The sequence below is a fragment of the Candidatus Acidiferrales bacterium genome (genome assembly GCA_035934015.1).
GTDB lineage: Bacteria > Acidobacteriota > Terriglobia > Acidiferrales > UBA7541 > DAHUXN01.
The window spans coordinates 281,973-305,038 of sequence record DASYYH010000016.1; the positions used below are offsets into that span (position 1 = coordinate 281,973).

25 protein-coding genes are annotated in these 23,066 nt (G+C 57.2%); 7 read left to right on the plus strand and 18 right to left on the minus strand.

Going from position 1 to position 23,066, the window contains the following annotated elements:
- The first annotated feature begins 125 nt into the window (after positions 1-125).
- Positions 126-908 (plus strand): glucose 1-dehydrogenase, encoded by a 783-nt coding sequence (locus VGR81_08485; GenBank protein HEV2288974.1) that lies wholly within the window; start codon positions 126-128, stop codon positions 906-908.
- On the opposite strand, the gene VGR81_08490 is transcribed toward VGR81_08485, so the two are convergent.
- The 6 genes from VGR81_08490 to VGR81_08515 form a co-directional block, all read right to left on the minus strand.
- Positions 862-1,158 (minus strand): hypothetical protein, encoded by a 297-nt coding sequence (locus VGR81_08490; GenBank protein ID HEV2288975.1) that lies wholly within the window; start codon positions 1,156-1,158, stop codon positions 862-864. The two genes, VGR81_08485 and VGR81_08490, sit on opposite strands and share 47 nt — an antisense overlap.
- 160 nt (positions 1,159-1,318) lie before the next feature.
- On the minus strand, positions 1,319-1,939 hold the full coding sequence (locus VGR81_08495; GenBank protein ID HEV2288976.1) for a hypothetical protein: 621 nt from the start codon (positions 1,937-1,939) through the stop codon (positions 1,319-1,321).
- Positions 1,936-3,735, minus strand: coding sequence for an acyl-CoA dehydrogenase family protein (locus VGR81_08500; protein HEV2288977.1), 1,800 nt, complete (start codon positions 3,733-3,735; stop codon positions 1,936-1,938). The genes VGR81_08495 and VGR81_08500 overlap by 4 nt, the downstream gene beginning before the upstream one ends.
- A gap of 71 nt (positions 3,736-3,806) precedes the next feature.
- A complete protein-coding gene (locus VGR81_08505; GenBank protein HEV2288978.1) occupies positions 3,807-4,259 on the minus strand; it encodes a gamma-glutamylcyclotransferase family protein in 453 nt (150 codons plus the stop codon).
- A 196-nt stretch (positions 4,260-4,455) separates the two neighbouring features.
- A complete protein-coding gene (locus VGR81_08510; GenBank protein HEV2288979.1) occupies positions 4,456-5,640 on the minus strand; it encodes an acetyl-CoA C-acyltransferase in 1,185 nt (394 codons plus the stop codon).
- 452 nt (positions 5,641-6,092) lie between these two features.
- On the minus strand, positions 6,093-8,516 hold the full coding sequence (locus tag VGR81_08515) for a 3-hydroxyacyl-CoA dehydrogenase/enoyl-CoA hydratase family protein (protein HEV2288980.1): 2,424 nt from the start codon (positions 8,514-8,516) through the stop codon (positions 6,093-6,095).
- 126 nt (positions 8,517-8,642) lie between these two features.
- On the opposite strand from VGR81_08515, the gene VGR81_08520 reads away from it, so the two are divergent.
- The gene (locus VGR81_08520) at positions 8,643-9,548 is read left to right on the plus strand and encodes a patatin-like phospholipase family protein (protein HEV2288981.1); all 906 of its coding nucleotides are present in this window, start codon (positions 8,643-8,645) and stop codon (positions 9,546-9,548) included.
- A gap of 32 nt (positions 9,549-9,580) precedes the next feature.
- On the opposite strand, the gene VGR81_08525 is transcribed toward VGR81_08520, so the two are convergent.
- Complete coding sequence (locus VGR81_08525; GenBank protein HEV2288982.1) at positions 9,581-9,841, minus strand: hypothetical protein; 261 nt, start codon at positions 9,839-9,841, stop codon at positions 9,581-9,583.
- 296 nt (positions 9,842-10,137) lie between these two features.
- On the opposite strand from VGR81_08525, the gene VGR81_08530 reads away from it, so the two are divergent.
- Complete coding sequence (locus VGR81_08530) at positions 10,138-10,869, plus strand: hypothetical protein (GenBank protein ID HEV2288983.1); 732 nt, start codon at positions 10,138-10,140, stop codon at positions 10,867-10,869.
- On the opposite strand, the gene VGR81_08535 is transcribed toward VGR81_08530, so the two are convergent.
- Positions 10,839-11,696 carry an IS1 family transposase gene (locus VGR81_08535; protein HEV2288984.1) on the minus strand — a complete coding sequence of 286 codons (858 nt, stop codon included), beginning with the start codon at positions 11,694-11,696 and terminating at the stop codon, positions 10,839-10,841. The two genes, VGR81_08530 and VGR81_08535, sit on opposite strands and share 31 nt — an antisense overlap.
- Before the next feature lie 867 nt (positions 11,697-12,563).
- Between VGR81_08535 and VGR81_08540 the strand changes: the two genes are divergently transcribed.
- Together VGR81_08540 and VGR81_08545 are read left to right on the plus strand one after the other, a co-directional pair.
- A complete protein-coding gene (locus VGR81_08540; protein HEV2288985.1) occupies positions 12,564-14,324 on the plus strand; it encodes a phosphoenolpyruvate carboxykinase (GTP) in 1,761 nt (586 codons plus the stop codon).
- A gap of 131 nt (positions 14,325-14,455) precedes the next feature.
- Positions 14,456-14,863 (plus strand): MmcQ/YjbR family DNA-binding protein, encoded by a 408-nt coding sequence (locus VGR81_08545; protein ID HEV2288986.1) that lies wholly within the window; start codon positions 14,456-14,458, stop codon positions 14,861-14,863.
- Here VGR81_08545 and VGR81_08550 read toward each other — a convergent pair.
- Positions 14,820-15,437: a hypothetical protein gene (locus VGR81_08550; protein HEV2288987.1), complete on the minus strand. Its 618-nt coding sequence runs from the start codon at positions 15,435-15,437 to the stop codon at positions 14,820-14,822. The two genes, VGR81_08545 and VGR81_08550, sit on opposite strands and share 44 nt — an antisense overlap.
- Positions 15,438-15,584: 147 nt before the next feature.
- Between VGR81_08550 and VGR81_08555 the strand changes: the two genes are divergently transcribed.
- Positions 15,585-16,046, plus strand: a complete 462-nt coding sequence (locus VGR81_08555; GenBank protein HEV2288988.1) for a peroxiredoxin — start codon at positions 15,585-15,587, stop codon at positions 16,044-16,046.
- A gap of 10 nt (positions 16,047-16,056) precedes the next feature.
- Here the strand turns inward: VGR81_08555 and VGR81_08560 are convergent, their stop codons facing one another.
- From VGR81_08560 to VGR81_08570, 3 genes are all read right to left on the minus strand, one after another.
- Complete coding sequence (locus tag VGR81_08560) at positions 16,057-16,494, minus strand: cytochrome c (protein HEV2288989.1); 438 nt, start codon at positions 16,492-16,494, stop codon at positions 16,057-16,059.
- Between the two features lie 81 nt (positions 16,495-16,575).
- Positions 16,576-16,845 carry a hypothetical protein gene (locus VGR81_08565; protein HEV2288990.1) on the minus strand — a complete coding sequence of 90 codons (270 nt, stop codon included), beginning with the start codon at positions 16,843-16,845 and terminating at the stop codon, positions 16,576-16,578.
- Between the two features lie 54 nt (positions 16,846-16,899).
- Entirely contained in the window at positions 16,900-18,333 is a 1,434-nt protein-coding gene (locus VGR81_08570; protein HEV2288991.1) for a divalent metal cation transporter, read from the minus strand.
- A 158-nt stretch (positions 18,334-18,491) separates the two neighbouring features.
- Here VGR81_08570 and VGR81_08575 point away from each other — a divergent pair, with 158 nt between their 5' ends.
- Complete coding sequence (locus VGR81_08575) at positions 18,492-18,794, plus strand: DUF3467 domain-containing protein (protein ID HEV2288992.1); 303 nt, start codon at positions 18,492-18,494, stop codon at positions 18,792-18,794.
- A gap of 57 nt (positions 18,795-18,851) precedes the next feature.
- On the opposite strand, the gene VGR81_08580 is transcribed toward VGR81_08575, so the two are convergent.
- The 6 genes from VGR81_08580 to VGR81_08605 form a co-directional block, all read right to left on the minus strand.
- Positions 18,852-19,193 (minus strand): PilZ domain-containing protein, encoded by a 342-nt coding sequence (locus tag VGR81_08580; protein HEV2288993.1) that lies wholly within the window; start codon positions 19,191-19,193, stop codon positions 18,852-18,854.
- Positions 19,151-20,446: a GGDEF domain-containing protein gene (locus tag VGR81_08585; GenBank protein ID HEV2288994.1), complete on the minus strand. Its 1,296-nt coding sequence runs from the start codon at positions 20,444-20,446 to the stop codon at positions 19,151-19,153. The genes VGR81_08580 and VGR81_08585 overlap by 43 nt, the downstream gene beginning before the upstream one ends.
- A gap of 313 nt (positions 20,447-20,759) precedes the next feature.
- On the minus strand, positions 20,760-20,993 hold the full coding sequence (locus tag VGR81_08590) for a CDGSH iron-sulfur domain-containing protein (GenBank protein HEV2288995.1): 234 nt from the start codon (positions 20,991-20,993) through the stop codon (positions 20,760-20,762).
- A gap of 18 nt (positions 20,994-21,011) precedes the next feature.
- Positions 21,012-22,199, minus strand: a complete 1,188-nt coding sequence (moeB, locus tag VGR81_08595; GenBank protein ID HEV2288996.1) for a molybdopterin-synthase adenylyltransferase MoeB — start codon at positions 22,197-22,199, stop codon at positions 21,012-21,014.
- A 17-nt stretch (positions 22,200-22,216) separates the two neighbouring features.
- Complete coding sequence (locus VGR81_08600) at positions 22,217-22,501, minus strand: MoaD/ThiS family protein (protein HEV2288997.1); 285 nt, start codon at positions 22,499-22,501, stop codon at positions 22,217-22,219.
- A gap of 42 nt (positions 22,502-22,543) precedes the next feature.
- On the minus strand, positions 22,544-22,972 hold the full coding sequence (locus VGR81_08605) for a M67 family metallopeptidase (GenBank protein ID HEV2288998.1): 429 nt from the start codon (positions 22,970-22,972) through the stop codon (positions 22,544-22,546).
- Positions 22,973-23,066: the final 94 nt, after the last annotated feature.

Here is a 23,066-nt window from a genome sequence, read left to right on the forward strand (position 1 = left end):
ATGGTATCGCATCCTGCCACTTTACGTCACCCGGTTTCCAAATCGGCGCGTCTGATCCAATAACGATCTGCCAGTCAGAGTTAATGATATTCTGTCGTACTTCGAAATACACCAGGGGGGAGCTTATGCTTTTGATCGATAGGATTGCCATCATCACTGGCGGTGGCCGTGGAATTGGGCGTGCCATCGCCCGGCGTTTTGCTGCCGCCGGCGCTAAGGTCGCCGTCGTCGCGCGCACCCAAAAAGAAATTGAAACTGTCGCGGGGGAACTGAGATCCGCGGGATATTCCGCCGTGGCCATTTCCGCCGACGTCTCGCAAGAGTCCGGCGCTCAAAAAATCGTTGCAGAGACGCTCAAGCATTTTGGCCGTATCGACATTCTCGTCAACAACGCCGGCGTGCTCGGCTCGGTCAAGGCCATCGAAGAAGTCGATCCGGCGGAATGGGATGCAGTCATTGCCGCAAACCTGCGCGGGCCTTTCCTGCTTTCGCGCCTCGTATTGCCGGAGATGTACCATCAAAAATCCGGAGCCATCATCAACATGTCCAGCGTCGCGGGTAAAGCCGCCTTTCGCTGGAATGCTCCGTATGCCGCTTCCAAGACAGGTCTGCTCGGCCTCACTCGAACGCTCGCCGCAGAAGCAGCGGCAAACGGGGTTCGCGTCAATGCGATCTGTCCTGGGCCTGTGGAGGAAACGGAAATGTTGCAAAAATTGGGCAAGGGGCTGAGCGAACGCTTGCAAACGAGTTCAGAGAAAGTCTCTCAGCAACTCGCTCTGGGAATACTTCAAGGCCGCGCCCAGAGGGTCGAGGAAATCGCAGCAGCCGCGCTTTTTCTCGCGTCGGACGCAGCGAGCGCGATTACGGGGCAGACTCTGAATGTGGATGGCGGAATGTCTTTTTACTGATCGCTTCGAGCCGCGTCCACTGCTGATGAATTTTAGGAATCAAAAGCTTGCCGCTGGCTTCCACCCAGTTCAGTCCGCGATCTCCCGCTTCCGTAACTACGTAAATCGCCAGCACGAAGAGCAAAAAACCGCCGAAAATCACCGCGAACAGGAGCTCGGCTGAAACCAGCTCTTGAAAGAAGTACGTCTGAAGCGCCAGAAAAGCGACAACACACCACCAAACCCACTTGGGAACCCGAGGAATTCGCATGGCCGTATACCTACCCCCGCTTGGTTAGATGCAAATAGGAGGCCGAAGGAACCGCTCACAAATTCTGCTTTGACTGACACTTCCGGGCGCGTCAGTCGGCCACGTGCAAAAAATATGTAAGACATTTCCGTGAATGTGAGGAATTTTGCGGAGTCCAGCATCAGCTGCGCGCGGCTTCTTCTTTCAGCTTGCGCACCAATCCGCTTCGCACCAGCCACGCAAGCGTCTCAATGAAGAAATTGCGCGACAAATGTTTTTGCTTTTCGATTGGCCAGGTGCCCATCGGCCAGTGGCGCGCCATCGCAGGAAGTTCGTGCTCGTGAAAAACGAATCGCGGCGGTCGGTGTGTCAGCCAGCGGATATATTCAAATGTCTTTCGCAGCAAACTATCCGGCTCTGCCGCCAGCCGCTTGTGAAGCCTGCCGCCAACCGGACGAATCCCTGCAAAGACCAGACATTCCGGTGGTTCGGGACGCAGAAACGAAAAATCTGCACCATCCACTAGATAGCCAACGAAAAAACCGGCGGCCTGGCTGTTGCTTCGCCTGTGCGAAGCGCTCCGCGAATCCGATATTGCTAGCGAGCTTGAAGAACGCGAGGCCAGAAACCAATAGCCCCTGAGTCCGCTTTCGCTCGCCGCGATTGGCAGATAACCCTTCAGGTATGGCGTAGCCAGTTCGCGAATCCATGCGGCTGACTCAGACGCGGGCTCGCGAACCGGCGAGCGGCGCCGTGTCCGTGAAATCGCCGCGCGCTTCTTCTTTGGCCGCGCGCCTTTCAACGGCCCTCGAATGGATACTTGTCGCCCGCGAGAACCGCAGCAGCAACACGCCTGCGAAGGGCAATCGTGTCGATGGGGTCGCGCTTCGCGAAGCGTCGCAGCACGGCGATTTGCGTCCGCAGCGCGTCACCCTCGAGCGTCGCTGCCAGGGCCGTGCGCGCTTCGCGTTCGATGCGATCCGCCGCATCGGATATAAACGCGCGCGTCGCGTCGCCCATCAGCGCGGCCGCGTCGCTGCTCTGGCGATTCGCTGCTTTCTGTGCGCGTCGCAAGCTGGATTCCATAGCGTAGATTTCCATCACTACATTGGCGAGGCACGCAACGATTTCCTGCCGCTCCGAAAGCTGCTCGCGGAAACGCTGTACCGCCGCGCCCGCGGCCTGCAGGAAAATCTTCTTCCCGTTCGTGATCGCCTTTTCCTCCGCAGCAAAAGGTCCCCCGGAACCTTCATCGAATGACGGCCCGGCCAGTACCTCATCGGCCAGCTTCATCGCCGCAGGAATCAGCGGCAACACTCCGCCGGTTGCGCGCTTCATCAGCATCTGAATGATGAGCATGCGGTTGATTTCGTTCGTTCCCTCGAAGATGCGGTTCACGCGGCTGTCTCGATACGAACGCGCCACAGGATAGTCCTCGTGAAATCCATAGCCGCCAAAAATCTGCACCGCTTCATCGACGCAATAGTCGACCACTTCGCTGCCATAGATTTTGCTGATGGAGCTTTCGATGGCGTATTCCTCGAGCATCTTCATGCCCTGCTCGGTTTTCGTCGTGCCTTCCGGAGCCGCTTCGATGGCTGCGTCGATCAATCCTGCAGAGCGGTAAATCATCGACTCGACCGCATAAATGCGAATCGCCATCTCCGCGAGTTTTGCGTCGATCAGTCCGAATTGCGCGAGTTGCTTGCCGAACGCTGTGCGCTCCTTCGCGTACTTCGACGCTGCTTCCAACACTTTCTTCGCGCCGCCGACGCAATACGCACCGAGGCTGAATCGTCCAGCATTCAGCGTGTTGAATGCGACGATGTGCCCGCGCCCAATTTCGTGCAGCAGGTTTTCCTTTGGCACGGGGCAGTTTTCAAAGAAGAGCGCCACCGTCGAGCTGCCCTTGATTCCCATCTTTTTCTCTTCTGCGCCAATGGAAAATCCCGGCAACCCGCGCTCCACGAGAAAACAAGAAAACTTTTCGCCATCTACCTTGGCAAACACGACGTACAAATCCGCAAAACCGCCGTTCGTGATCCACATTTTCTGGCCGTTCAGAATCCAATTCTTGCCGTCCGGCGAGAGCGTCGCGCGCGTTCGTGCCGCCAGCGCATCCGAGCCTGCCTGTGGTTCGGACAAGCAGTAGCAGGAAATAATTTCGCCAGTCGCAATTCGCGGAAGATATTTTTTCTTCTGCTCATCCGTTCCGAAATAAACGATGGGAACCGTGCCAATGCCCGCGTGCCCGCCATGTGTCACCGCAAAAGACGCATACGCAGCGAGTTTTTCCGAAAGCAACGTCGAGGAAACTTTGTCCAGCCCCGCTCCGCCGTACTCTTCCGGAATCCCGCCGCCGAGCAAACCGACTTCGCCCGCCTTCTTGAGCACTTGCGCCATCAAGCCTTCTTTGTGCTGTTCCAGCTCAGGGACGAGCGGGAGAACTTCCTTGGCGACAAACTCTTCGGCCGTCTGTCCGATCAATCGTTGATCGCCCGTCAAATCCGCCGGTGTGAAAATGTCTTCGGGTTTACAGGTGGAGATTAAAAATCCGCCGCCGCGCGTGAGACTTTGCGAAACCGTCGTTGTCGCCATATCGACTCCTTCACCACAAGAACTTGAACGCGAAAACGTGGCCGCGAAAAATCGCGACGCAAAATTCGCATCTATCCGCTTTGCGCCGCCGCCTTGACTTTCTCGACGTACTCGGCTGGAAAATTGTGCTCCGCCGCGCCTTCCAAAATCGTCTGTAAATAATGCGGCGCGGGCCGCAGCCCCTTGTCCACCTTCGTCGCAATGTAAACCTGCGCGGCTGCGCTTTTGCCTTCTCCGTAAGTGACGTTCACTTCAATCCGCCGGTAATGCTCGGGCACACCCTCGAATCGGTCCAGGTTTCGAAACGACGACTCCGTGATCCGGTAAAGCACGCCAAGAACAAATTCCCCCGCTGCCTGGCGAACGTTCGCTGTCGCAACACCGCCGCGAGCCTTCTTATTGAACACAAGCTCGTAATTCTCCAGCCGCGCTGCGTGCTCCTCCAGAATCTCTGCGCGCGAGCTCATCTGCTTCTTGCTCATGTTACTGGCGTAAGCGAAATACCAGGCTGCTGGTGCGGGCATCGTTTCCTACGGAACTGAATTGAAGTTCGCGTCCAGTGCTTTACTATCTTAGCCAGAATTCGCGTCGCGCGTAAATCCCCTCGTGGCCCGGCATGCACGATTCATAGACTTAGGAACCATTTCTCCTGGTTAGTGTCTTCCACATCACCATTTCTTGTTCTTGCATCAAGTCTTCGAGCCGTCTGCGCACAGGCGTTTACATGCGCTCGAAAATTCCTGCTGCGCCCATGCCGCCGCCGACGCACATGGTCACCAGACCGTAACGCGCCTTGCGCCGCTCGAGTTCGCGCAGAATTGTCGCTGTCAACTTCGCTCCTGTGCATCCCAGCGGATGCCCCAGCGCGACGGCGCCGCCATTCGGGTTCACGCGCGCTGGATCAAGCTTCGCCAGCTTGATTACCGTCAGCGATTGCGCCGCGAACGCTTCGTTCAATTCGATTACGTCGATCTGGTCGAGAGCAAGTCCTGCAAGCTTCAGCGCTTTCGGTATCGCGAACACGGGCCCGACGCCCATCTCCTCCGGCGGGCAGCCTGCCGTCGCGAACGCCACAAAGCGAGCTAGCGGTTTCGCCGCCAGCGATCGTGCGTGCTCCGCCGACATCACAATCGCCGCGGCCGCCCCGTCGCTCATCTGCGAACTGTTTCCTGCGGTTACAACTCCCCGCGCATGAAACGCCGACTTCAGTTTCGCGAGCGCTTCCATCGACGTGTCCGCGCGCGGGCCTTCGTCCGTGTCGAATTTGACTTTCGCGGTTTTCGCGCGATTCCCATTCGAATTGTCCACAGAAGTGAAATCCACTTCGACCGGAACGATTTCGTCTTTGAATTTTCCCTCCGCAATTGCCGCAAGGGCTTTTTGGTGGCTCTGATACGAAAATTCGTCGGCCTGCTCGCGCGTTATACCGTATTTTTTCGCAAGATTTTCCGCAGTCAGCCCCATGCCCAGGTACGCATCGGGATAATGATCCATCAGCCAGGGATTTGGTGAAATTTTATTGCCGCCCATGGGAATCAAGCTCATCGATTCCGTTCCACCGGCGAGAATCACATCCGCGCCGCCGGCCGCCACGCGTTCCGCGGCGATAGCAATCGCTTGCAATCCCGAAGAGCAGAATCTGTTGATGGTCATTGCCGAGGCTTCGACAGGCAACCCTGCGCGCAGCGCGGCAATGCGCGCCACATTCATTCCCTGCTCGGCCTCTGGCATCGCGCAGCCGAGAATCACATCGTCGATTTCCCTGGCGTCGAGCCCGGGCACGCGCGCGATTGCTTCGCGCATCGCCGCGGCCGCCAAATCATCCGGGCGCTCCGCGCGCAGCGTGCCCTTGAACGCTTTCCCTACTGCTGTTCGCAGCGAACTGACAATTACTGCTTCCCTCATGCCGCACCTCGCATCTCCAGCTTTTCATCATTGGACGCCGAAGCATCCAAAAAAGCAACTGCGGCGCGAAGCAACAGCGCCTCAAAGAGCGGTGTCCGGAAGCGGACGCGCGCTCGAAAAAAACTGCGAAAAAACTCGATTAGAAATGACCTCGTTCGTCTGTTTTCAATGAGTTGCATGAGGTTCTAATTTCCAATAGAAACTCGATTAGAAATTTGAAAGCGCATAAAAAGCGAAAAGGCCGCGTCTCCGCGGCCCGCCTTCCATTTTGTTATCTGCAGCCTCGATCCAAGCTACAAACGAGAACCCTAAGCTACAAGTGCATGTATACCATAGAGTTAAGATAATTTCAAGGGAAAAGTGATGATCGCTGCCAAATTTCGAGGAAATCCAGACACGGCAGCAAGTCACTCAAAGTCAAATTGCTCGAACGCATTCCGGGACATGCGTTGTTAGTTGCGCAGGGGCTTGCCGGTTTTCAGGGTATGGGCGATGCGGTCCTGGGTCTTGCGTTCGCCGCAGAGGGACACAAACGCTTCGCGCTCCAGATCGAGGACATACTGTTCGGAAACCATCTGCGGAGCGGAAAGCGCACCCCCGCCGAGAACGTGCGCCAGCTTTCGTCCCACGAGCGCATCGTATTCGGAGATGTATTCGCCGCGCAGCATTTGATGAATTGCCAGCTTCGCAGCGGCGATGAGTTCCTCGCCAAGAACGCGAATCTGCGCCGGTGCAGGCGGATGATAGCCAGCGCGCACCGTCGCCAGCGCGGTCTCTTTCGCGTCTGCAATGAGCCGGTCGAGATTCATCGAGACGGCATCCGAGGCGCGCAGATAGCCGAGCGCGCGGCACTCTTCCGCGCTCGTTCCCACTTTCGCCATGGCGATATTTTCGAAGACCGGCTTCATGGCGTGGAACAGATCCAAGTCCTCTTCGCCCGCCGCGTGTTCATTCGCGCGAATCAGCATTTCCTTTGATCCGCCGCCCGCAGGAATCAGCCCCACTCCCGTTTCGACCAATCCGATATACGCCTCCGCCGCCGCGTGGATTTTCGCGGCATGCAAACTAATCTCGCAGCCGCCGCCGAGCGCCATTCCTTGCGGCGCGGCAACCACCGGCCCGGGTGCGTATTTGATAGCCATATTCACATTCTGAAATTGCCGCACAGCGAGATGAATATCGTCCCATTCCTGTTCTTGAGCGCTTACGAGCAGCAGCATCAAATTCGCGCCGACGGAAAAATTCACGGATTGATTCGCGATCACCATCGCGGCGAAATCGCTGTGCAGGCGCTTCACGCCCGCGTGCAGCATGGCCACGATGTCTCCGCCGATGGCGTTCATCTTGGCGTGAAATTCGCAGCAAAGGACGCCATCTCCCAAATCGATCAGGCTCGCGCCGGAATTTTCCTCCACGACATTCGATTGCTCCTTGAGCGATTTCAGCAGGATGACGCCGCGCGGCTCTTCGAGCGGTTTGTAATCTGCCGCGCCGAGATCGAAATAACTCGTGCGACCTTGCGCCGATTCGTAGAACGATTTTTTGCCCGATGACAGAAGCGAGGCAACAATTGGCGCCTGCGGTTTGCCTAGCATCTTCAAGATTCGCGCCATGGGCTCGACTCCGATGGCGTCCCAGATTTCGAACGGACCGAGTTCCCAGTTGAATCCCCATCGCATCGCGCGATCCACTTCCACGATGCGTTCGGCGATTTCCGGAATGCGACGCGCGGCGTAGAGGCATGTCTGCGAAAGGCTGCCCCACAAGAAGCGCATCGCCTTGTCGCCGACCTGGCCATCCAAAATCGGCTGAACGAATGCGCGCAACCGTTCGCGCGTGTCTTCCACCAATTTTCCTGCCTCGATGGATGCGAATTTCGCCTTCTGCCGCGGTCGGTACTCCATCGTCTTCGCATCGAGCGCCAGAATTTCCGTCTCGCTGCCTTTTTTCACGCGTTTGTAAAAACCGCCGCCGGTCTTTTCGCCCAGCCAGCCGCGGTCCATCATTTCTTCGATCAGCGGCGGCAGTTTGTAAATCTCGCGCGATTCGTCGTCCGGGACGCTTTCATAGATGTTGTTCACCACATGCGCCAGCACGTCGAGGCCGACGAGATCGGCCGTGCGGAACGTTGCCGACTTCGGCTGGCCGATCGCCGGACCGGTGCACGCGTCCACTTCTTCGACGGTCATGCCCAGTTCGGCCATGAGGCGCATGGCGTTCAGCATCGAAAATGTTCCGATGCGATTGGCGACGAAATTGGGCGTGTCTTTCCCTGCCACCACGCCTTTTCCCAGACGCCGGTCGCAGAACTCTTCGAGCGCCGCGAGAACTTCAGGCTTAGTCTTGGGCCCGGCGATCAGCTCGACAAGCTTCATGTAGCGCGGAGGATTGAAGAAATGCGTCCCCGCCCAGTGCGCCTGAAAATCCTCTGAGCGTCCTTCGGCGACGAGATGAATCGGCAATCCGGACGTGTTCGTGGTGACAATCGTTCCCGGCCGCCGGTGTTTCTCAACGCGCGCCAGCAGATCGCGCTTGATCTCCAGATCTTCCGTTACGGCTTCGATGATCCAATCCGCTTCCTTGCACCAATCGAGGTTGTCTTCGAAATTCCCGGCGCGAATCAGCCGCGCAAAATCAGAGACAAAAAATGCCGCCGGACGAGATTTTTTCGCCGCTTCGATTCCCGCGAGCGCAAAACGATTCCTCGCCGCGGGCGATTCGAGCGTCAGGCCCTTGCGGGTTTCTTCGGCGTTCAATTCGCGAGGCACGATGTCCAGCAAGAAACAGGGCACGCCCGCGTTCGCCAGATGCGCCGCGATGCGCGATCCCATCGTTCCCGCGCCGAGAACTGCCGCTTTTTCAATGCGAATGCTCATCTTTCCAGAAGGGAAGCTCGGAGGTTACAGAACTAGTATCGCAGGGTCAATCAAAAACCCCCGGCAACACCAACGGGGATAGAATAATCTTATAGGTACCGGCCTGAAAACAGGAAGAAGAACCGCATGGGCAACGTAATTCGATGGCTTGGCTCCGCCGTCAAGGGTTTGCGGTCGTTCGCCTACGCGCGGCCCGACGGAGATATCGATCGTCCGAGGATCGGCGTCGCTCTTGGCGGTGGATTCGCTCGCGGCATTGCGCACATCGGCGTATTGCGCGTATTCGAGGAGAACGACATCCCCATCGATCTGATGGCGGGAACGAGCGTCGGCGCTCTGGTCGGTGCGGCTTACGCCAGCGGCACGCCCCTCGAAGAACTCGAACGCCAAGGTGCGTTGACGCATTTCCGCGATTTTGGCCGCTGGACGATTTCGCGCATGGGCATGGCCATCAACGAGCGCCTGGAAGGCTATTTGCACCGCCTGACACCGTGCACGACTTTCGAAGAGCTAAAAATTCCTTTTGCCATCGTTGCCACGAATATCGTTTCCGGCGAAACCGTATATTTCACCAAAGGCGAACTCGCCCGGCCGCTGCGCGCCTCGTGCGCTTTTCCTGGCATGTTTTTGCCCATTGAGTACGACGGCAGCATGCTCGTCGATGGCTTCCTGACAGAGGCTGTCCCCGCCGAAGCAGTCCGCCGCATGGGCGCCGACGTCGTTATCGCCGTGCATCTCGATCCCGGCCAGCCGGACCAGCGACCGAAGAACACCATCGAAATTATCAGCCGTTCCTTCTCTATCCTCCAGCAGCAACAGCCACCCCGCTGGCTGCGTTTCGCTGACATCATCCTCAAACCAGCGGTGAAGCAAATCCACTGGGATGACTTTCAGCGCACGCCGGACCTGATTGCCGCCGGTGTCGCCGCCGCGGAGGAGGCCTTGCCCGAAATTCGCATCGCGCTCAAGCGCACAGCGGCTATGAGCCGCTCTGCGCCAGACAAATCTCGCAGCTTCTCCGCCGACATCTGATTTGTTTTTCGATTTTTCAAACCGCGGCAGGGTTACTCGACTTTGACTTCCACGCGTACCGGCTTGCCATTTGCTTTGCCGCGCTTCGTTAGCCACTCGCCAAACTCCGCTGCGAAGCGCGCCGGTTCCACACGCAGGCTCGCTTCGATTTGGCCGTCGCCTGCCGGCAGCGTATCGTCAAACTCCGCCGAGCCAGTGAAATTGCGCATGCAAAACGCGTCCAGCCAGTCGAGCGGACATGCTTTGCGCTCGCCGTCGATCACCACATCCACGCGGAGTTTTCGCGCGTACATGTCCGCAGTATAGCATCGCGGCTGTTTGCAATCGTCGCCGGCTCCGCGATTTGACGGCCGTTCCCCGCGAAACCGCGCTTCACAGTTGTTAACCTCGACGGCACATACGAACCGCGCTGCTTCCTTGCTTTTGGTACTGGGTCAGTTTGAATTTCGCCGCTCTGCTCGACTCCTATGTTCGGCATCCGAATTGCCTTCCCGCACGGGGGTGTGCTTAGATGAGGCTCGCTAAGCCGCTCCCGCTTTCCTTCCCGCGACCGATACCTAGACAGCGGCTACAGAGGAGGCCAACGGCCATGACCCTCGTTGCCGCTTTCCGATGCCGGAATACCGGAATCCTGCTCTGCGCTGACCGTGAAGAGGATGACAGCTATACAAAAAGGGAAGTAGATAAGATTTTTCGGGCGGGATTCCATCAATTTGAGCTGTTCATCGCTGGCGCTGGGCTTACTACAGCAGTTATGGACGCATGGGCGGAAATCAATCGCGACCTGCAAAGGGCCGCCAACCTCGACAAGAGGGACATTGAGGTTGAACATCGCTCCGTTATTGAATCAAGCCTGAGAACGATCCATGCGAAGCATAAAAATGATTTGAAGAACTTTCCGCTGTATCTACTCATCGTTGTCGCGCTCCGTAAGCAAAACAGCATTCCGATTCTCTACCGGACAGATAGGAGCACCTTGATTGAGGAAGGCTATTATGCCGCTGTTGGAACGGGGAAATTGCTTTCGGATTATTTCGCAAGTTATCTCTACAAGCATGGAGCGCAAGACGATTATCTCGCGGTACTTGCCTCATTCATTTTGAAAGAAGCGGAAAAATATGCATCGGGAGTAGGGCATGGAAACGACATGGTTTTCATTTGCCCGAATGGATTGCTCAAGTTCTTGTCCAAAGAATCCATCGCCGAGATTCAGGCGGGCATTCCAGATTTGAAAGATGCCATTCATTCTTGCTGGGCAGAGCGTTTGAAAGTACCTGCATGGCTCAAAGATTACGCTGCCTCAAGCGGTTTAACAGCATGAACACCGTCCAGCAAACTTATCATCTCTTCGATAGACCAAACGTGGTCTGCGACTCCCGCTTCCATTGCGGGGGTAACTCGCAGCGTTTCGTGAATCCGGCAGAAGTTGTAATGCATATAGTGAATGGCGATGGACGCGATATGGTTCTCAACTTTTTTGGAGTGGGCGTTGGTAAGCCGAGTGAATCGGCGCATGTGCATTCGCATGGTGAGGTTCTGCCGCTCAACAAAGCTGGTAGAGATATGCTTGGGGTCTGGCTTCCCGCTCACAGCGACTTCACGGCATCCAATGCATTCTGCGGGGCTGTATCGCGTGTCGTTCGTCGCATCATTTCCGTAGAGTTTTACCAGCATTGCATAGTCGATCTCGCTACCAAAACTATCTTCCACAGCGTTCAGATATGCGCGATGACCGTCGGTGGTCAGTTGCACGCGATTCGCAAGGCGCTTCGCCAAATCCTGCATAAAGCCATAGGCGCTTCCCGCATCGCGGTCAGCAACGAGCCAAGAGACAATCAGTTTGCTGTCGGCGTCCATTCCGACCCATGTCCAAACGTCACCGTAGCCGAACAGTCCGCGCTTTTCTTCTGGCACATTCTTTTCTTTGGCATAACAGAACGACCAGATTTCGTCGCACTGGATTCGCTTGCAGTTCAAATTAACCAGAGCCTTATTGAGGTAATCCGAGCACGCCGCCCCAAGCTCCACAAGCAATTTCGCAATCGTGTTCTTGGACACGCCCGTCATGCGAACGGTCGCGCGGATGCCGTTTCCCTCAACGAGGCTCGCAATCACTTGACGCCGCTTTTCCGTTGTCAGTCTGTTCATAATGTGAATATTCTAGCAGCGGTCAAGCATAATGTCAAGTAGAAAATGGATGGTTGTAAATCATGGGTTCTAAAAGGTTTAAGAGACAAACAGTGATAACCATCGATTGGGATTCAGGACAGGCAACGCTAAAGGGGGTGTCTTTGGGAGACTATATCTCGGAGGCCCTGTCGAAGCATTTTGCGCGCAAAGCCGCTGTGTACTTGAAGAGGTCTAAGTCTCGGTTTGCCAGAAGTCACGTATCCTCGCAACGATTGCATCCGTTAAAGAATCCTCATCCATCACGCTTAGAATTGAGTGGCACTGCGGGCAAACGAAAGCTACGCCGGAGGACTTGACGTGGCGTTCTATGATTTCGATGGATTCTGCGGTGACGAAGCTAATTGGACTGCCGCATTTGGGGCACTTGGCCATGTTTACTTGTTCCATCTCGCCTTAGCTGCTTTAGCGGCGATCTGGGAGCGTTTCCGGCGACTGAGTTTGGCCGCTCTAGCATGGCCGCCCTTGAGACCGCCGAGACGCCCCAGGGCGACAGCGGCAGGGTTCTTGGGCCTCTCTGCTGGCGGCTGATATTTCGGAGCTTGGCCTGTGGATTCGAGCATGACTTGGTAGGCAAGCTGGTTCGGGTCACGTGGTCTCTTCTTTGACCGGTCAGGCATAGGCAGAAGGTAGCATCGCGGGAGAAAGGGCGTCAATATGAAAGAAATTCAAACTGACCCAGTACCTTGCTTTTGATTGCATTTCATTCTTCGGCGGAATAGACTTTTACTTGGAATATTTGCATTTTTAGCTCTTCAGACGCGACGCGCGAAGGCCCCTCCGGACGGTCGGGCAACTTTCCCCGCGCCAACCAAATTAGGAGGGAATGTGCCAACTCCGCTGGAACGGTGGGTTGAGGACGTAACACGCCTAACGACGCCGAAACAAATCGTCTGGTGCGACGGCTCGGCAAGCGAATATCAGGGAATTATCGAAGGAATGTTGCGCGACAGCTCCCTTGTCAGCCTCAATGCTACGACTCATCCCAAATGTTATCTTCACCGCAGCAATCCAAATGATGTAGCCCGCACCGAGAGCGTGACGTTCATCTGCACACGCGAAAAATCAGACGCCGGCCCCACGAACAACTGGATGGCCCCCGAAGAAGCCAAGCAAAAGGCCGAAGTTTTTTTCCGCGGCTCGATGAAGGGCCGCACGATGTACGTCGTGCCTTACATCCTCGGCCCTGAAAAATCTCCCTACAGCAAAATCGGCGTCGAAATCACGGACAGCGCGTACGTCGCAGCCAGCATGCGCATCATGTCTCGAATGGGCAAGACCGCCCTCGACCGACTCGGCAGTTCCGACGATTTTGTTCCCGGCCTTCACTCTCTTGGCGACATGGATCCGCAGCACCGCCTTGTACTTCACTTCCCCGAAGAGAAATTGATCTGGAGCGTCGGCTCGGGCTATGGCGGAAATGCGCTGCTCGGCAAGAAATGTTTTGCTCTGCGCATCGCCAGCTGGATGGCGCGGCAGAATTCCTGGATGGCCGAGCACACGCTGATTCTTGGCCTCGAAGATCCCTCCGGCAAAGTGACCTACATGTGCGCCGCATTTCCCAGCGCCTGCGGCAAGACCAATCTCGCCATGCTCGTTTCGCCGCTCGAAAAGCAAGGGTATCGCGTCTGGACGATTGGCGACGACATCGCCTGGCTGCACGTCGGTGGCGACGGCATGCTGCGAGCGATCAATCCCGAAAACGGATTCTTCGGCGTCGCGCCGGGCACAAATGGAAAGACCAATCCCAACGTCATGACGGCTCTGCGCCACGACACGATTTTCACGAACGTTGCCATGACCGCCGACAGCGAACCCTGGTGGGAAGGCATGGACGGCTCTATTCCAGCCAGCATGACCGACTGGAAAGGCGAGAAGTGGACTCCGAGCAAAGGTCCCGCCGCTCATCCAAATTCCCGCTACACCGTCGCCGCCAAGCAGTCGCCTTCGATCTCTAAACATTTCGAGGACCCCGAAGGCGTGCCGATTTCCGCCATTATCTTCGGCGGACGCCGCGCCAAAGTGGCGCCTCTCGTTTTTGAAGCGCGCAACTGGGAGCACGGCGTATTCGTCGGCGCAGCGATGGCCTCAGAAACGACCGCCGCCGCAACCGGCGCCGTGGGCGTGACGCGCCGCGATCCCATGGCGATGCTTCCCTTCTGCGGTTACAACATGGCGGATTATTTTGGCCACTGGCTCGAAATGGGCAAGCGCGTCAAAAATCCGCCCAAGATTTTCCACGTCAATTGGTTCCGCAAAGGCGACGATGGCAAATTCCTCTGGCCCGGCTATGGTGAAAACGTGCGCGTTCTCAAATGGATGCTGGACCGCATCGAAGGCCGCGCTCAGGCGCGCGAAACCCCCATTGGCAATGTACCCACGACCGGTTCGCTGACGCTCGATGGCCTGGATATCTCCTCCGACGCCCTGGAAAAACTTCTCAGCGTTGATTCGGCTGCATGGGCGGACGAGCACGAAGGAATTGGCAAATTCTTCGAGAAATTTGGCAAGCGTTTGCCGCAAGCTCTTCGCGACCAGCACGAAAAGCTTGGCCAGCGGCTGCAGCAAGTCGCCGTCGCGCAGAAATAACGAGCCTCGGCCTCCAACTTCGTGCCGCAGAACCGGTCGCGTTCTGCGGCATTTTCATTTAAGCTCTCTTGCGTCGGTACCGGCGAATCGAATCAGCAGCGAAACCAGAACCACAAATAGGGAGTCGTGAAGTGAACGTCGACTGGGTACGCAAATTTTGCATGGCGATGCCGCACGCCACCGAATCCATTCAGTGGGGCGACGATCTGGTTTTCAAAGTCGGCGGGAAAATGTTTGCCGTGCTGGTGCTCGAACCGGCGCCCGTCTGGCTGTCGTTCAAATGCACGCCGGAGGAATTCGCGGAATTGACCGAGCGCCCGGGCATTATTCCCGCGCCTTATTCCGCGCGCTATTTCTGGATCGCTCTCCAAACACAAGAAGCATTGAGTTCCGCGGAACTCGAGCGCCTTTTACAGACTTCTTATGATTTGGTCGTTGAAAAATTGCCACAAAAAACTCGCGCAGCGCTTTCGCAGGCCACTGCAAGACCGAAAATCAAATCCACAAAAAAGCTCCGCTCTCGCCGTAAGCCGCGTTGACGTAAAACAGATTCGCATGCTCGGTGGACCCAAGGGCCTGGCAGAGTTTCTTCGTTCCGTGCTCCGCGCAGAAATGTTCTCCGCTGGCTGAAGCAATCTTCGCTGTCTCATCGAGATTGGCAACCTGCTCGCGCGAAAACCACAGCCAGGTCGCAGTTCGCGTGCATTCCTGGCACGGCTGCGTGCCATCCAGTCGACCCAGTCTTCCGCCAATCGCCTCCGCCACTGCCGGTTCGACGCCTGCCGCGTCCAAGTCCGGCGCAGCCACGAAAAAATATTGCGTCATGGACTCGCCGTCCGGTTCGAACGCGACCACGCGGCCCACGTAGCATGCCAGTCCTTTTTCCAGCGTCCGGCATAGGCATTCGCGGCACAGGGACACTTCCGGCCGCTGCGGCTCGCGCACGCGCACATTCTTGCCTTGCAGAAAAAGATTGTCCGGCAGAAACGTGGCCATCCACGGCGGATGCCCCTCTAGATGCACACATTCCGCGGGCATGCGGATCAAGCGCGAAAGCCAGTTGGCCGTCCGCCGCCGGAAAAAAAGCTCTGGATACGCTGCTGCATAGCTCAAACGCGCCACGGCGTTATGTTAGCGCACTCGCAGGCCGGGCACGAATGCCACGTTTGTGTCTCGTCGCACGCTTCGGTTATTATAAATCGCTTCTCAGGCGGAGCGATTCGCCAGCGCCATCATCGCAGAAAAATTCAAGGAGGCATCATGCCGATTGCCGTGGGATCTCCCGCGCCGGAATTCACGCTGAAGGATCAGGACCAGAAGGAAATCAAACTCAGCGATTTCAAAGGCAAGAAAAACGTCGTCATCGTTTTTTATCCGCTCGATTGGAGTCCTGTCTGCACCAATGAGCACATCTGCTTCGTCAATGACATGAAGAATTTCGAGAAGCTCAACGCGCAGGTTCTCGGCCTTTCCGTTGACAGCGTCTGGTCGCACAAAGCCTGGGCCGACAAAATGGGCATTCACTATCCTCTGCTTGCCGATTTTCACCCGCGCGGCGCCGTGGCCGAAAAATTCGGCGTCTATCTGCCGGAGAAAGGAATCACTGGCCGCTCCATCGCGATTATCGACCGCAATGGAAAAGTAGCGTGGTTCAAGAATTACGAAATCTTGCAGGTCCCTGATCTAAAGGAAGTCGCCGAAGCGCTCGCGAAAGTCGGTTAGCACTGCGCGTTCATTTCTCTGCGGACGGGCTCGCCGGATGTGCGAAATTGCGCAGTAGGTCCACGAGCTCCCAGCGCTGCTCGTCCGTCAGCCGATTCTTGAACGACGGCATTGGTTTTCGTCCGTTGGTCAGCTTCCAAAAAATTTCGCCGTCGTTCATCCCGTCCATCAGCCGCGCGTTCGTGAAGTTCGTCGGCGGCGTGTTGTAAGAATACATCGAGCCCGGCGGCTTCTTCCCGTCACCATTCGCTCCGTGGCACTTCTCGCAATATTGCACGTACGTCGCACGTGCGTCCGCAAGCGTCGCCGCATTCGCAGGCACGGGATTCTTCAACTCGTTCGCGTTCGGTGGCACGTTCCATCCTCCGCAGCCCAAACACGTCGCGGAAATGCCCAACGCCAGTCCCGCCATCGCAAGATACTTCCGGATAATTTCCGAAATACGCAAATCCGCTCCCGCTTCGGTAGAAATTTGAACTCCCTCGTTATTATTGCCTGAAGGACTCGTTTCTGAGGGAGAGATTTCCGCTCAAGGTGAGCGATGCAGCGCGCGCAGCACGGAAATCAGCACAATCACGAGCATCACGAAGACGTAGATGCGCATTCCCCAGAGCATCGCCCGCATTCCTACGGAAAGTTTTCGCGGCCCGAATCGCGTATGAGTTTTCGCCGCGACGACCTGGTCCGCTTCAAGAAGCGACAAGACAACGTTCGGATCTCCGAGATCCGGCCGCGCTTCCGCTGCCACTGCGGGTTCTGTTTCCGCCGCCTGCTTTCGAAACTTCGCCTCGTCATTCATCACTCGATTCCTCGATTAGCTCTTGTCATCGTTTCGCTCTTCTGCCGCGCAGTTTCAGCCGCCCAGCAAACCTGGCATCACCGTCGCAATCGCGAATCCCAGTCCTGCGATGACGAGAAGCACCGTCACCGTGACGCCCGCCAGATTCATGCCGAAATTGTTGCCGTGCTCGCCCATTAGTTCGCGGTCATTGACCAGCATCAGCAGAAACACCAGAGCCGGCGGCATCGCCAGCACCGCGATCACATTGACGATCAGCACGATGAATTCCAGCGGCGCGTGCGGAATCAATACCAGAGCCGCTGCCGCGCACGCGGAGCCAAGCAAAATCAAATAAAACGGCCACGCCTCGCGAAACGGCCGGTTCAAGCTGTGCGCCGTCCCGAAAACTTCGCCGAATGCGTAGGCCGACGAAGTCGAAATCGCGATCGCCGCCACGATTCCCGCTTCGAACATTCCCAGCGCAACGAGCGCCCCACCCACATGGCCCAGCCACGGCACGAGCGCCTGTGCGAATTGCGCATACTCGAAATCCGCCGCGTTAATTCCGTGATGAAACAGCGGCACGGTTGCGAGAATTGCGGCTATCGCGAATACAGTGGCCAGCACCGTGCCGAGCAGAGTGTCCGCGCGCCCGGCTTTGATGTCGCGTGGCTGCATTCCCTTGTCGACCACTGCGCTTTGCTGGAAGAAAAGCATCCACGGCGTCACGGTGGCGCCAATCGTCGACAAAATCAGCAGCACGATTTCCGACCGGTCGCCACTGGGCAGCGGAGACCACGTCAGCAGCGCATGGCCGACGGCTGGCCAATTGGGATGCGCCAGCAGGGCCGCCGGTATGAAAAGCCCGTTGAAAATCGCCAGCCCCATGGTGATGCGTTCCCATGTCCAATAGCGTCCCGTGGTGATCACCGCCAGGACCAGCAGCAGCGCGCCGCCCACCGCAATCCCCGGCCGTATGCCGAAAAAACTCAATCCCGCGCGCACGCCGATGAACTCCGCCACGAGCGTCAGAAAATTTCCGAAGACCAGATCGGCCATCGAAAATAATCCCCAGAACCTGCCGAAGCGGTCGAAGATCAATTCGGCGTGGCCGCGATGCGTCACGGCGCCCAGCCGCACGGTCATTTCCTGCACGATAAATCCCATCGCGAATGTCAGCACGACAAAGGGAATGAAAAAACCGATTCCGTAACGCGCGCCATCCGCCGAATACGAAAGCATGCTTGGCGCGTCGTTTTCGCCCAGGAACACCAGCACGCCCGGCCCCACAAGAAGCCAGAGAATGCGCAACCCCCCCAGCGATTTCCATCCGCGTCCGAACCACCGCGCTCGCGCCACGCGCCAGCGATCGCGGGCACGGTCCACATCTTCGTGCGTAAGCTGGCCGACAAGGTCTCGCGCGAGGGAAGATGCAACAGCGGATTCCGTTGTGAGCTGCACCGTCTCGAAAGAAGCCGTCTTGTGTGAATTTTTCTTGTGCGGCATGAGTTAATGCCAATGAACTAATGGAATAAACTACACTTAACCCGTGCGGGCGTCAATCCGCGTTGTTCGCGTTCATGCCGAAAACCAAAATGCGCTTTGGCCCGGCGCATTCCGCCGAAACCTTCTGCTATAGTGGTCGCGACTTCCGGGAGGGTTCCATGGCCGAAGGCCCAAAACCGCAGCAGGTGCAGATCAAAGCGGACGAGAAAGAACTGGTCGGGCAGTACTCAAATCTCGTGATGATTCACCACAATGCCGAGGAATTCACGCTCAATTTCATCTATATTTTTCCGAGTGTGCCGCAGGGCAAGCTGGTGAGCAGCGTCATCGTCAGTCCCGGCCACGCCAAGCGATTGATGCGCGCGCTGAGCGAGAACATCACTCGCTATGAAGCGCAGTTCGGGCCCATCGCCGAAGGTCCGGGCCCCACTCCTGAACCGACCGTCGGCTTCGTGCAATAAGACGCGAGGCGGAATCGGGTAGCTACCGTCGCCCGCCGATCCCAAACGAGCGTTTTTTCACGCTGCCGAAGCGCCCGACGCGATCACCCACTGCCCTTCCAGTTCCAGGAATTCGACTCCAACGGCGAATCCTGTTCCTCGCGTGGGTTCGCAGTAAGCCACTCGCGCCAGTGACCGGAAATTCCCCGTCAGCGACGATACGGAAATGCTTTCGCCGATTCGCCAGCGCCGCACGCTGCGCACTCGCGCACCTCGCGAGCTGACGTTTTCCGTGAACGTCGCTTCCTGCCCGGGCAAAAATGTATTGCCCGAGATCTTCACTCCGACTTCCATCGGCACGCGTGCTTCGCGTCGTTCTATTTGGTAATTCCTCGCCTTTGCCCTTCCTCGGATCCCCATTCCCCTGCCCCCTGTTCACCGAGATAACTACCTTCCATGCCTGTCCCATTTCCCAATGGAGCCCGCCTGCCCTTCATCGCATACAAAGCGTTGTCCGCCGAGTGCAGCAATTTCTCGATCGTCAAGCCGTCGCGCGGATAAATGGCCACCCCTGCGCTGACGGTGATTTTCGGCTCGTGCCCGTCCTCGGCCAAACGCTTGCGAATTCGATGCGCCACTTGCACAGCAACGGCTTCTTCCGCTTCTGGCAGCACCAGCGCGAATTCATCTCCGCCGTATCGCGCCGCCGTATCCATCGCGCGGCAATGCTGGCGCAGCACATTTCCCAGGCGCTTCAGCGCCTGGCTGCCGGTCAAATGGCCATGAACGTCGTTGATTTGCTTCAGGTGGTCGAGGTCCAGCAGCAACACGGCAAATCCGCGACCCGTGCGCTGCGCGCGCAGCAGTTCTCTTTCCATCACTTCCAGCAGCCGGCGGTAATTCGCAAGTCCAGTCAAAGGATCGCTGATCGCCAGCCGGCTGACCTGATCGAAGAGATTCGCGTTATCGAGCAGCGCTCCCGCCAGCACGATCGCATAACCTGTCGCTTCCAATACCTCCGCCGCGCCCGACGCAGCATTGAAATGGCTCGCCGCTTGCGTCATCGCCAGGTGGCACGCGACATTCACCGCCGCCGCCAGAAACAGCGCCCGATCCAGCGCGGACTCCGTGCGCTTCAGCCGCTTCCAGAATCCCAGCGTCGCAACAAAATAAATGGACGCCGGCAATAAATCCCACGGTCGCGCCAGAAGTGCGTGCGGGTAAATCTCCGGCGCTACCGGCGCGGCGAAAAAAACCACGCTCGTCAGATACGAAATCAGTCCCACAACGAGCAGCGCCCAGGCGATTTCTTTGTTCGGCTCCCGCGAAAGCGGCAGGCTTCGCTCCACGAGCAGCGCCACCACGAGCAAGACCGCAAGTAGCGTCCGGCTGACCATCCACGAGAGCGGAACAGCCAGCGCTGCGCCCTCGGCGTGCGGCGCCAGATTCGCGCCCATCTCAATCAGTCCGGCAAGCCCGAATCCGAATGCCAGAATCAGCGTGATGCGATCGTGCATTCCGCGAAAGCGCACCAGTGCATTTGCAGCAAACGTGAACGCCAGCAGGCTTCCTGTCAGTTGGATATACCGGCTCAACAGCGGGTCTGGAATGTAGCTCGAGGTTCGCAGCGACCAGAGGAGGCCAACTGTGACCGCTCCTCCGATCAGCCACACGAATGCCCATTTCAGATGTAACAGTCTGTTTGAAGGCTTCTTCTGGTCTGGCCTGTCCAATGGCCCCCCAAGGCACACCTGCACTGCCCGCAAACTATATTGGGGAGCACTCCAGAGGCCGTTCTTACAATAGTCCTGGTACTATGTATCATACTTATTATAAAGTGTTTATTCGATTTCAGACGGAGGGCTGTTCTAATTTAGTCAAGGAAGAATGTTCTAGCCGGGTGAAAATGTTACGAAGTGACGCGATGCATTCCGTGTGGAGAACATAGGCTTCTGTGGAAATCCACGTTGCCTACGGCTGCAAATCTCAGACTTTCGGCGCAGGGGGCGGCAGGTCGCGGGCAACAATCACGCTTTGAAACCCGCATTGATTATGCGTCCCGTCGCAAAAAGGCTTGTTGGTCGATTGTCCGCAGCGGCAGAGCGAGACCGCCGTTCGTCCCCCCAGTCCGAACACGCGGCCTTGCGAATCCACGATCTCAAAATCGCCTTCGACTCGGATCGACCCGTTGTCTTTGACCAAAATTCTTGTCCCTGCCATTTTGCTCCTGTGTGTTTTTCAGTATTTTGGTACGGACGAATCGACTTCATCCGACCAAGCCAGAATTCCGCCCTTGAGATTCCAAATTTTCTGGAAGCCCGCTTTTTTCAGGAATTCGACGGCTTCCGCAGAACGCTTCCCGCTGCGGCAGTGTGCCACAATCTCGCGCGAACTGTCGAGTTCGCTCACGCGCCTGGGCAGATCGCCGAGCGGAATCAAATAGCCCTGCAAGTTGCAGATCTGATATTCGTGCGGTTCGCGAACATCCAGAACAAACAAATCATCGCCGCGATCGAGTCTTCCCTTGAGCTGCTTCGGCGTAATTTCCGGAACCGCCGTTGCTGGCGCGGGCGCTTCCTCGCCGCGAATACCGCAAAATTCGGCGTAGTCAATCAGTTTCGTAATCGTGCGGTGTTCGCCGCAGAGCGGACATTCCGGATTCTTCCGCAGCTTCAATTCCCGGAATCGCATTCCCAGCGCATCGAAGAGCAACAAGCGGCCAACGAGCGTGTCGCCTTTACCCATAATCAGCTTCAGCGTTTCCATGGCCTGAATACAGCCGATGATTCCCGGCAGCACGCCCAGCACACCGCCTTCGGCGCACGACGGTACCAGCCCCGGCGGAGGCGGTTCCGGATACAAGCAGCGATAGCATGGCCCTCCCCGATACCCGAAAATGCTCGCCTGTCCTTCGAACCGGAAGATCGAGCCATAAACATTCGGCTTGCCCAGGAGGACGCACGCGTCATTCACCAGATAGCGCGTCGGGAAATTGTCCGTGCCATCGACAACGATGTCGTAATCGCGAAGAATCTCCAACGCGTTTTCGCTCGTCAGCATCGTCTCGAATGTCTTGATCTGAATCTCCGGATTCAAATCGCGCAGCCGCGCGCTGGCAGCTTCGAGCTTCCTGCGCCCCACGTCGCTCGTTCCAAACACGACCTGCCGCTGCAAATTCGTGAAATCCACCGCGTCAAAATCGACGATGCCGAGCCGCCCGACTCCCGCCGCCGCAAGATATAGCCCCAGCGGCGCGCCCAATCCGCCCGAACCGATAAGCAGCACTTTCGCCTTCTTCAGCTTGAGCTGCCCGTCCATGCCCACTTCCGGCATAATCAAATGCCGGCTGTACCGCAGCACTTCCTGTTTGCTCAGGCCCGCTTGCGTTGCGGGTGCCGTCGCCGAATCTGTCAAACGCGTCGCCATTTTCTCTTCCTTTTCGCTTATCGTTCCGCGCCGCCGGCAATCGAAGGCACGATGCTGATCGTATCGCCTTGCGCCAGCGCCGTTTTTTCCCTCTGCAGAAAACGAATGTCCTCGTCGTTTACATACACGTTGACAAAACTCCGCAGCCGTCCGTCCTCCGAATACAAATGTTTTCGCAGATCCGCATATCGCGACGTCAGTGAGTTTAGCGCTTCTCCCACGGTCGTTGCTTCCAAATCCACGCTTTCCTGTTTCGCCGTGAATTGCCGCAACGGCGTCGGAATCACAACCTTGACACCCATTTTTCCTCTCCTTCAGTTCGATTCAGACTCGTCGAAGATTTCTCATGCGCTAGCGATGTATTCGATGGCTTCTTCGGCGTATTGGCCGCCATCTTCTTCAAGCCGCCAGGAGCGCATTTCCCGCGGCTCGCCTTTCTCCACCTGAAAAATCACGTAGCTGTACCATGGCCAGGCATGCTCGCGATCGAATTCGCTCGGCCGCGCCGGAGCGTCCGGATGCGAGTGATACCATCCGATCAAATTGCAGCCCTTCTCCTTCGCTTCGTTCTCTGCCATTTGCACATCCAGCGGCGCAATCGAAAACCGATTCCTCGGCGAGTCATTTCGCTGATTGGCAAGCGGCATAAGGTCTACGACGACGCGATCCGCGCCCTCATCGCGGCCGAGAAGCGCACCGCAGCACTCATTCGGATAATCGCGCGCGCCATGCGCGTGAATTTTGTCGATCAGCGAATGTCCAAGCTTCAACATTGCGCTCACTCAGCCTCTCCTGCCCGCCACATTTTCGCGCTCTGCATGCCGCATTGGATGCAGAAACACCTCTCCCGTATTCACCGTATTTTGC

Excerpts from the sequence above, each read along its gene's own strand:
- VGR81_08525 (HEV2288982.1), bottom strand. The coding sequence starts at position 9,841 with ATGTACGCGCGAAAACTCCGCGTGGATGTGGTGATCGACGGCGAGCGC.
- VGR81_08485 (HEV2288974.1), top strand. The coding sequence starts at position 126 with ATGCTTTTGATCGATAGGATTGCCATCATCACTGGCGGTGGCCGTGGA.
- moeB (HEV2288996.1), bottom strand. The coding sequence starts at position 22,199 with ATGGCGACGCGTTTGACAGATTCGGCGACGGCACCCGCAACGCAAGCG.
- VGR81_08605 (HEV2288998.1), bottom strand. The coding sequence starts at position 22,972 with ATGTTGAAGCTTGGACATTCGCTGATCGACAAAATTCACGCGCATGGC.
- VGR81_08520 (HEV2288981.1), top strand. The coding sequence starts at position 8,643 with ATGGGCAACGTAATTCGATGGCTTGGCTCCGCCGTCAAGGGTTTGCGG.
- VGR81_08505 (HEV2288978.1), bottom strand. The coding sequence starts at position 4,259 with ATGCCCGCACCAGCAGCCTGGTATTTCGCTTACGCCAGTAACATGAGC.
- VGR81_08510 (HEV2288979.1), bottom strand. The coding sequence starts at position 5,640 with ATGAGGGAAGCAGTAATTGTCAGTTCGCTGCGAACAGCAGTAGGGAAA.
- VGR81_08490 (HEV2288975.1), bottom strand. The coding sequence starts at position 1,158 with ATGCGAATTCCTCGGGTTCCCAAGTGGGTTTGGTGGTGTGTTGTCGCT.
- VGR81_08600 (HEV2288997.1), bottom strand. The coding sequence starts at position 22,501 with ATGGGTGTCAAGGTTGTGATTCCGACGCCGTTGCGGCAATTCACGGCG.
- VGR81_08500 (HEV2288977.1), bottom strand. The coding sequence starts at position 3,735 with ATGGCGACAACGACGGTTTCGCAAAGTCTCACGCGCGGCGGCGGATTT.
- VGR81_08530 (HEV2288983.1), top strand. The coding sequence starts at position 10,138 with ATGACCCTCGTTGCCGCTTTCCGATGCCGGAATACCGGAATCCTGCTC.
- VGR81_08565 (HEV2288990.1), bottom strand. The coding sequence starts at position 16,845 with ATGAATGACGAGGCGAAGTTTCGAAAGCAGGCGGCGGAAACAGAACCC.
- VGR81_08555 (HEV2288988.1), top strand. The coding sequence starts at position 15,585 with ATGCCGATTGCCGTGGGATCTCCCGCGCCGGAATTCACGCTGAAGGAT.
- VGR81_08575 (HEV2288992.1), top strand. The coding sequence starts at position 18,492 with ATGGCCGAAGGCCCAAAACCGCAGCAGGTGCAGATCAAAGCGGACGAG.
- VGR81_08590 (HEV2288995.1), bottom strand. The coding sequence starts at position 20,993 with ATGGCAGGGACAAGAATTTTGGTCAAAGACAACGGGTCGATCCGAGTC.
- VGR81_08580 (HEV2288993.1), bottom strand. The coding sequence starts at position 19,193 with ATGGGGATCCGAGGAAGGGCAAAGGCGAGGAATTACCAAATAGAACGA.
- VGR81_08535 (HEV2288984.1), bottom strand. The coding sequence starts at position 11,696 with ATGAACAGACTGACAACGGAAAAGCGGCGTCAAGTGATTGCGAGCCTC.
- VGR81_08515 (HEV2288980.1), bottom strand. The coding sequence starts at position 8,516 with ATGAGCATTCGCATTGAAAAAGCGGCAGTTCTCGGCGCGGGAACGATG.
- VGR81_08570 (HEV2288991.1), bottom strand. The coding sequence starts at position 18,333 with ATGCCGCACAAGAAAAATTCACACAAGACGGCTTCTTTCGAGACGGTG.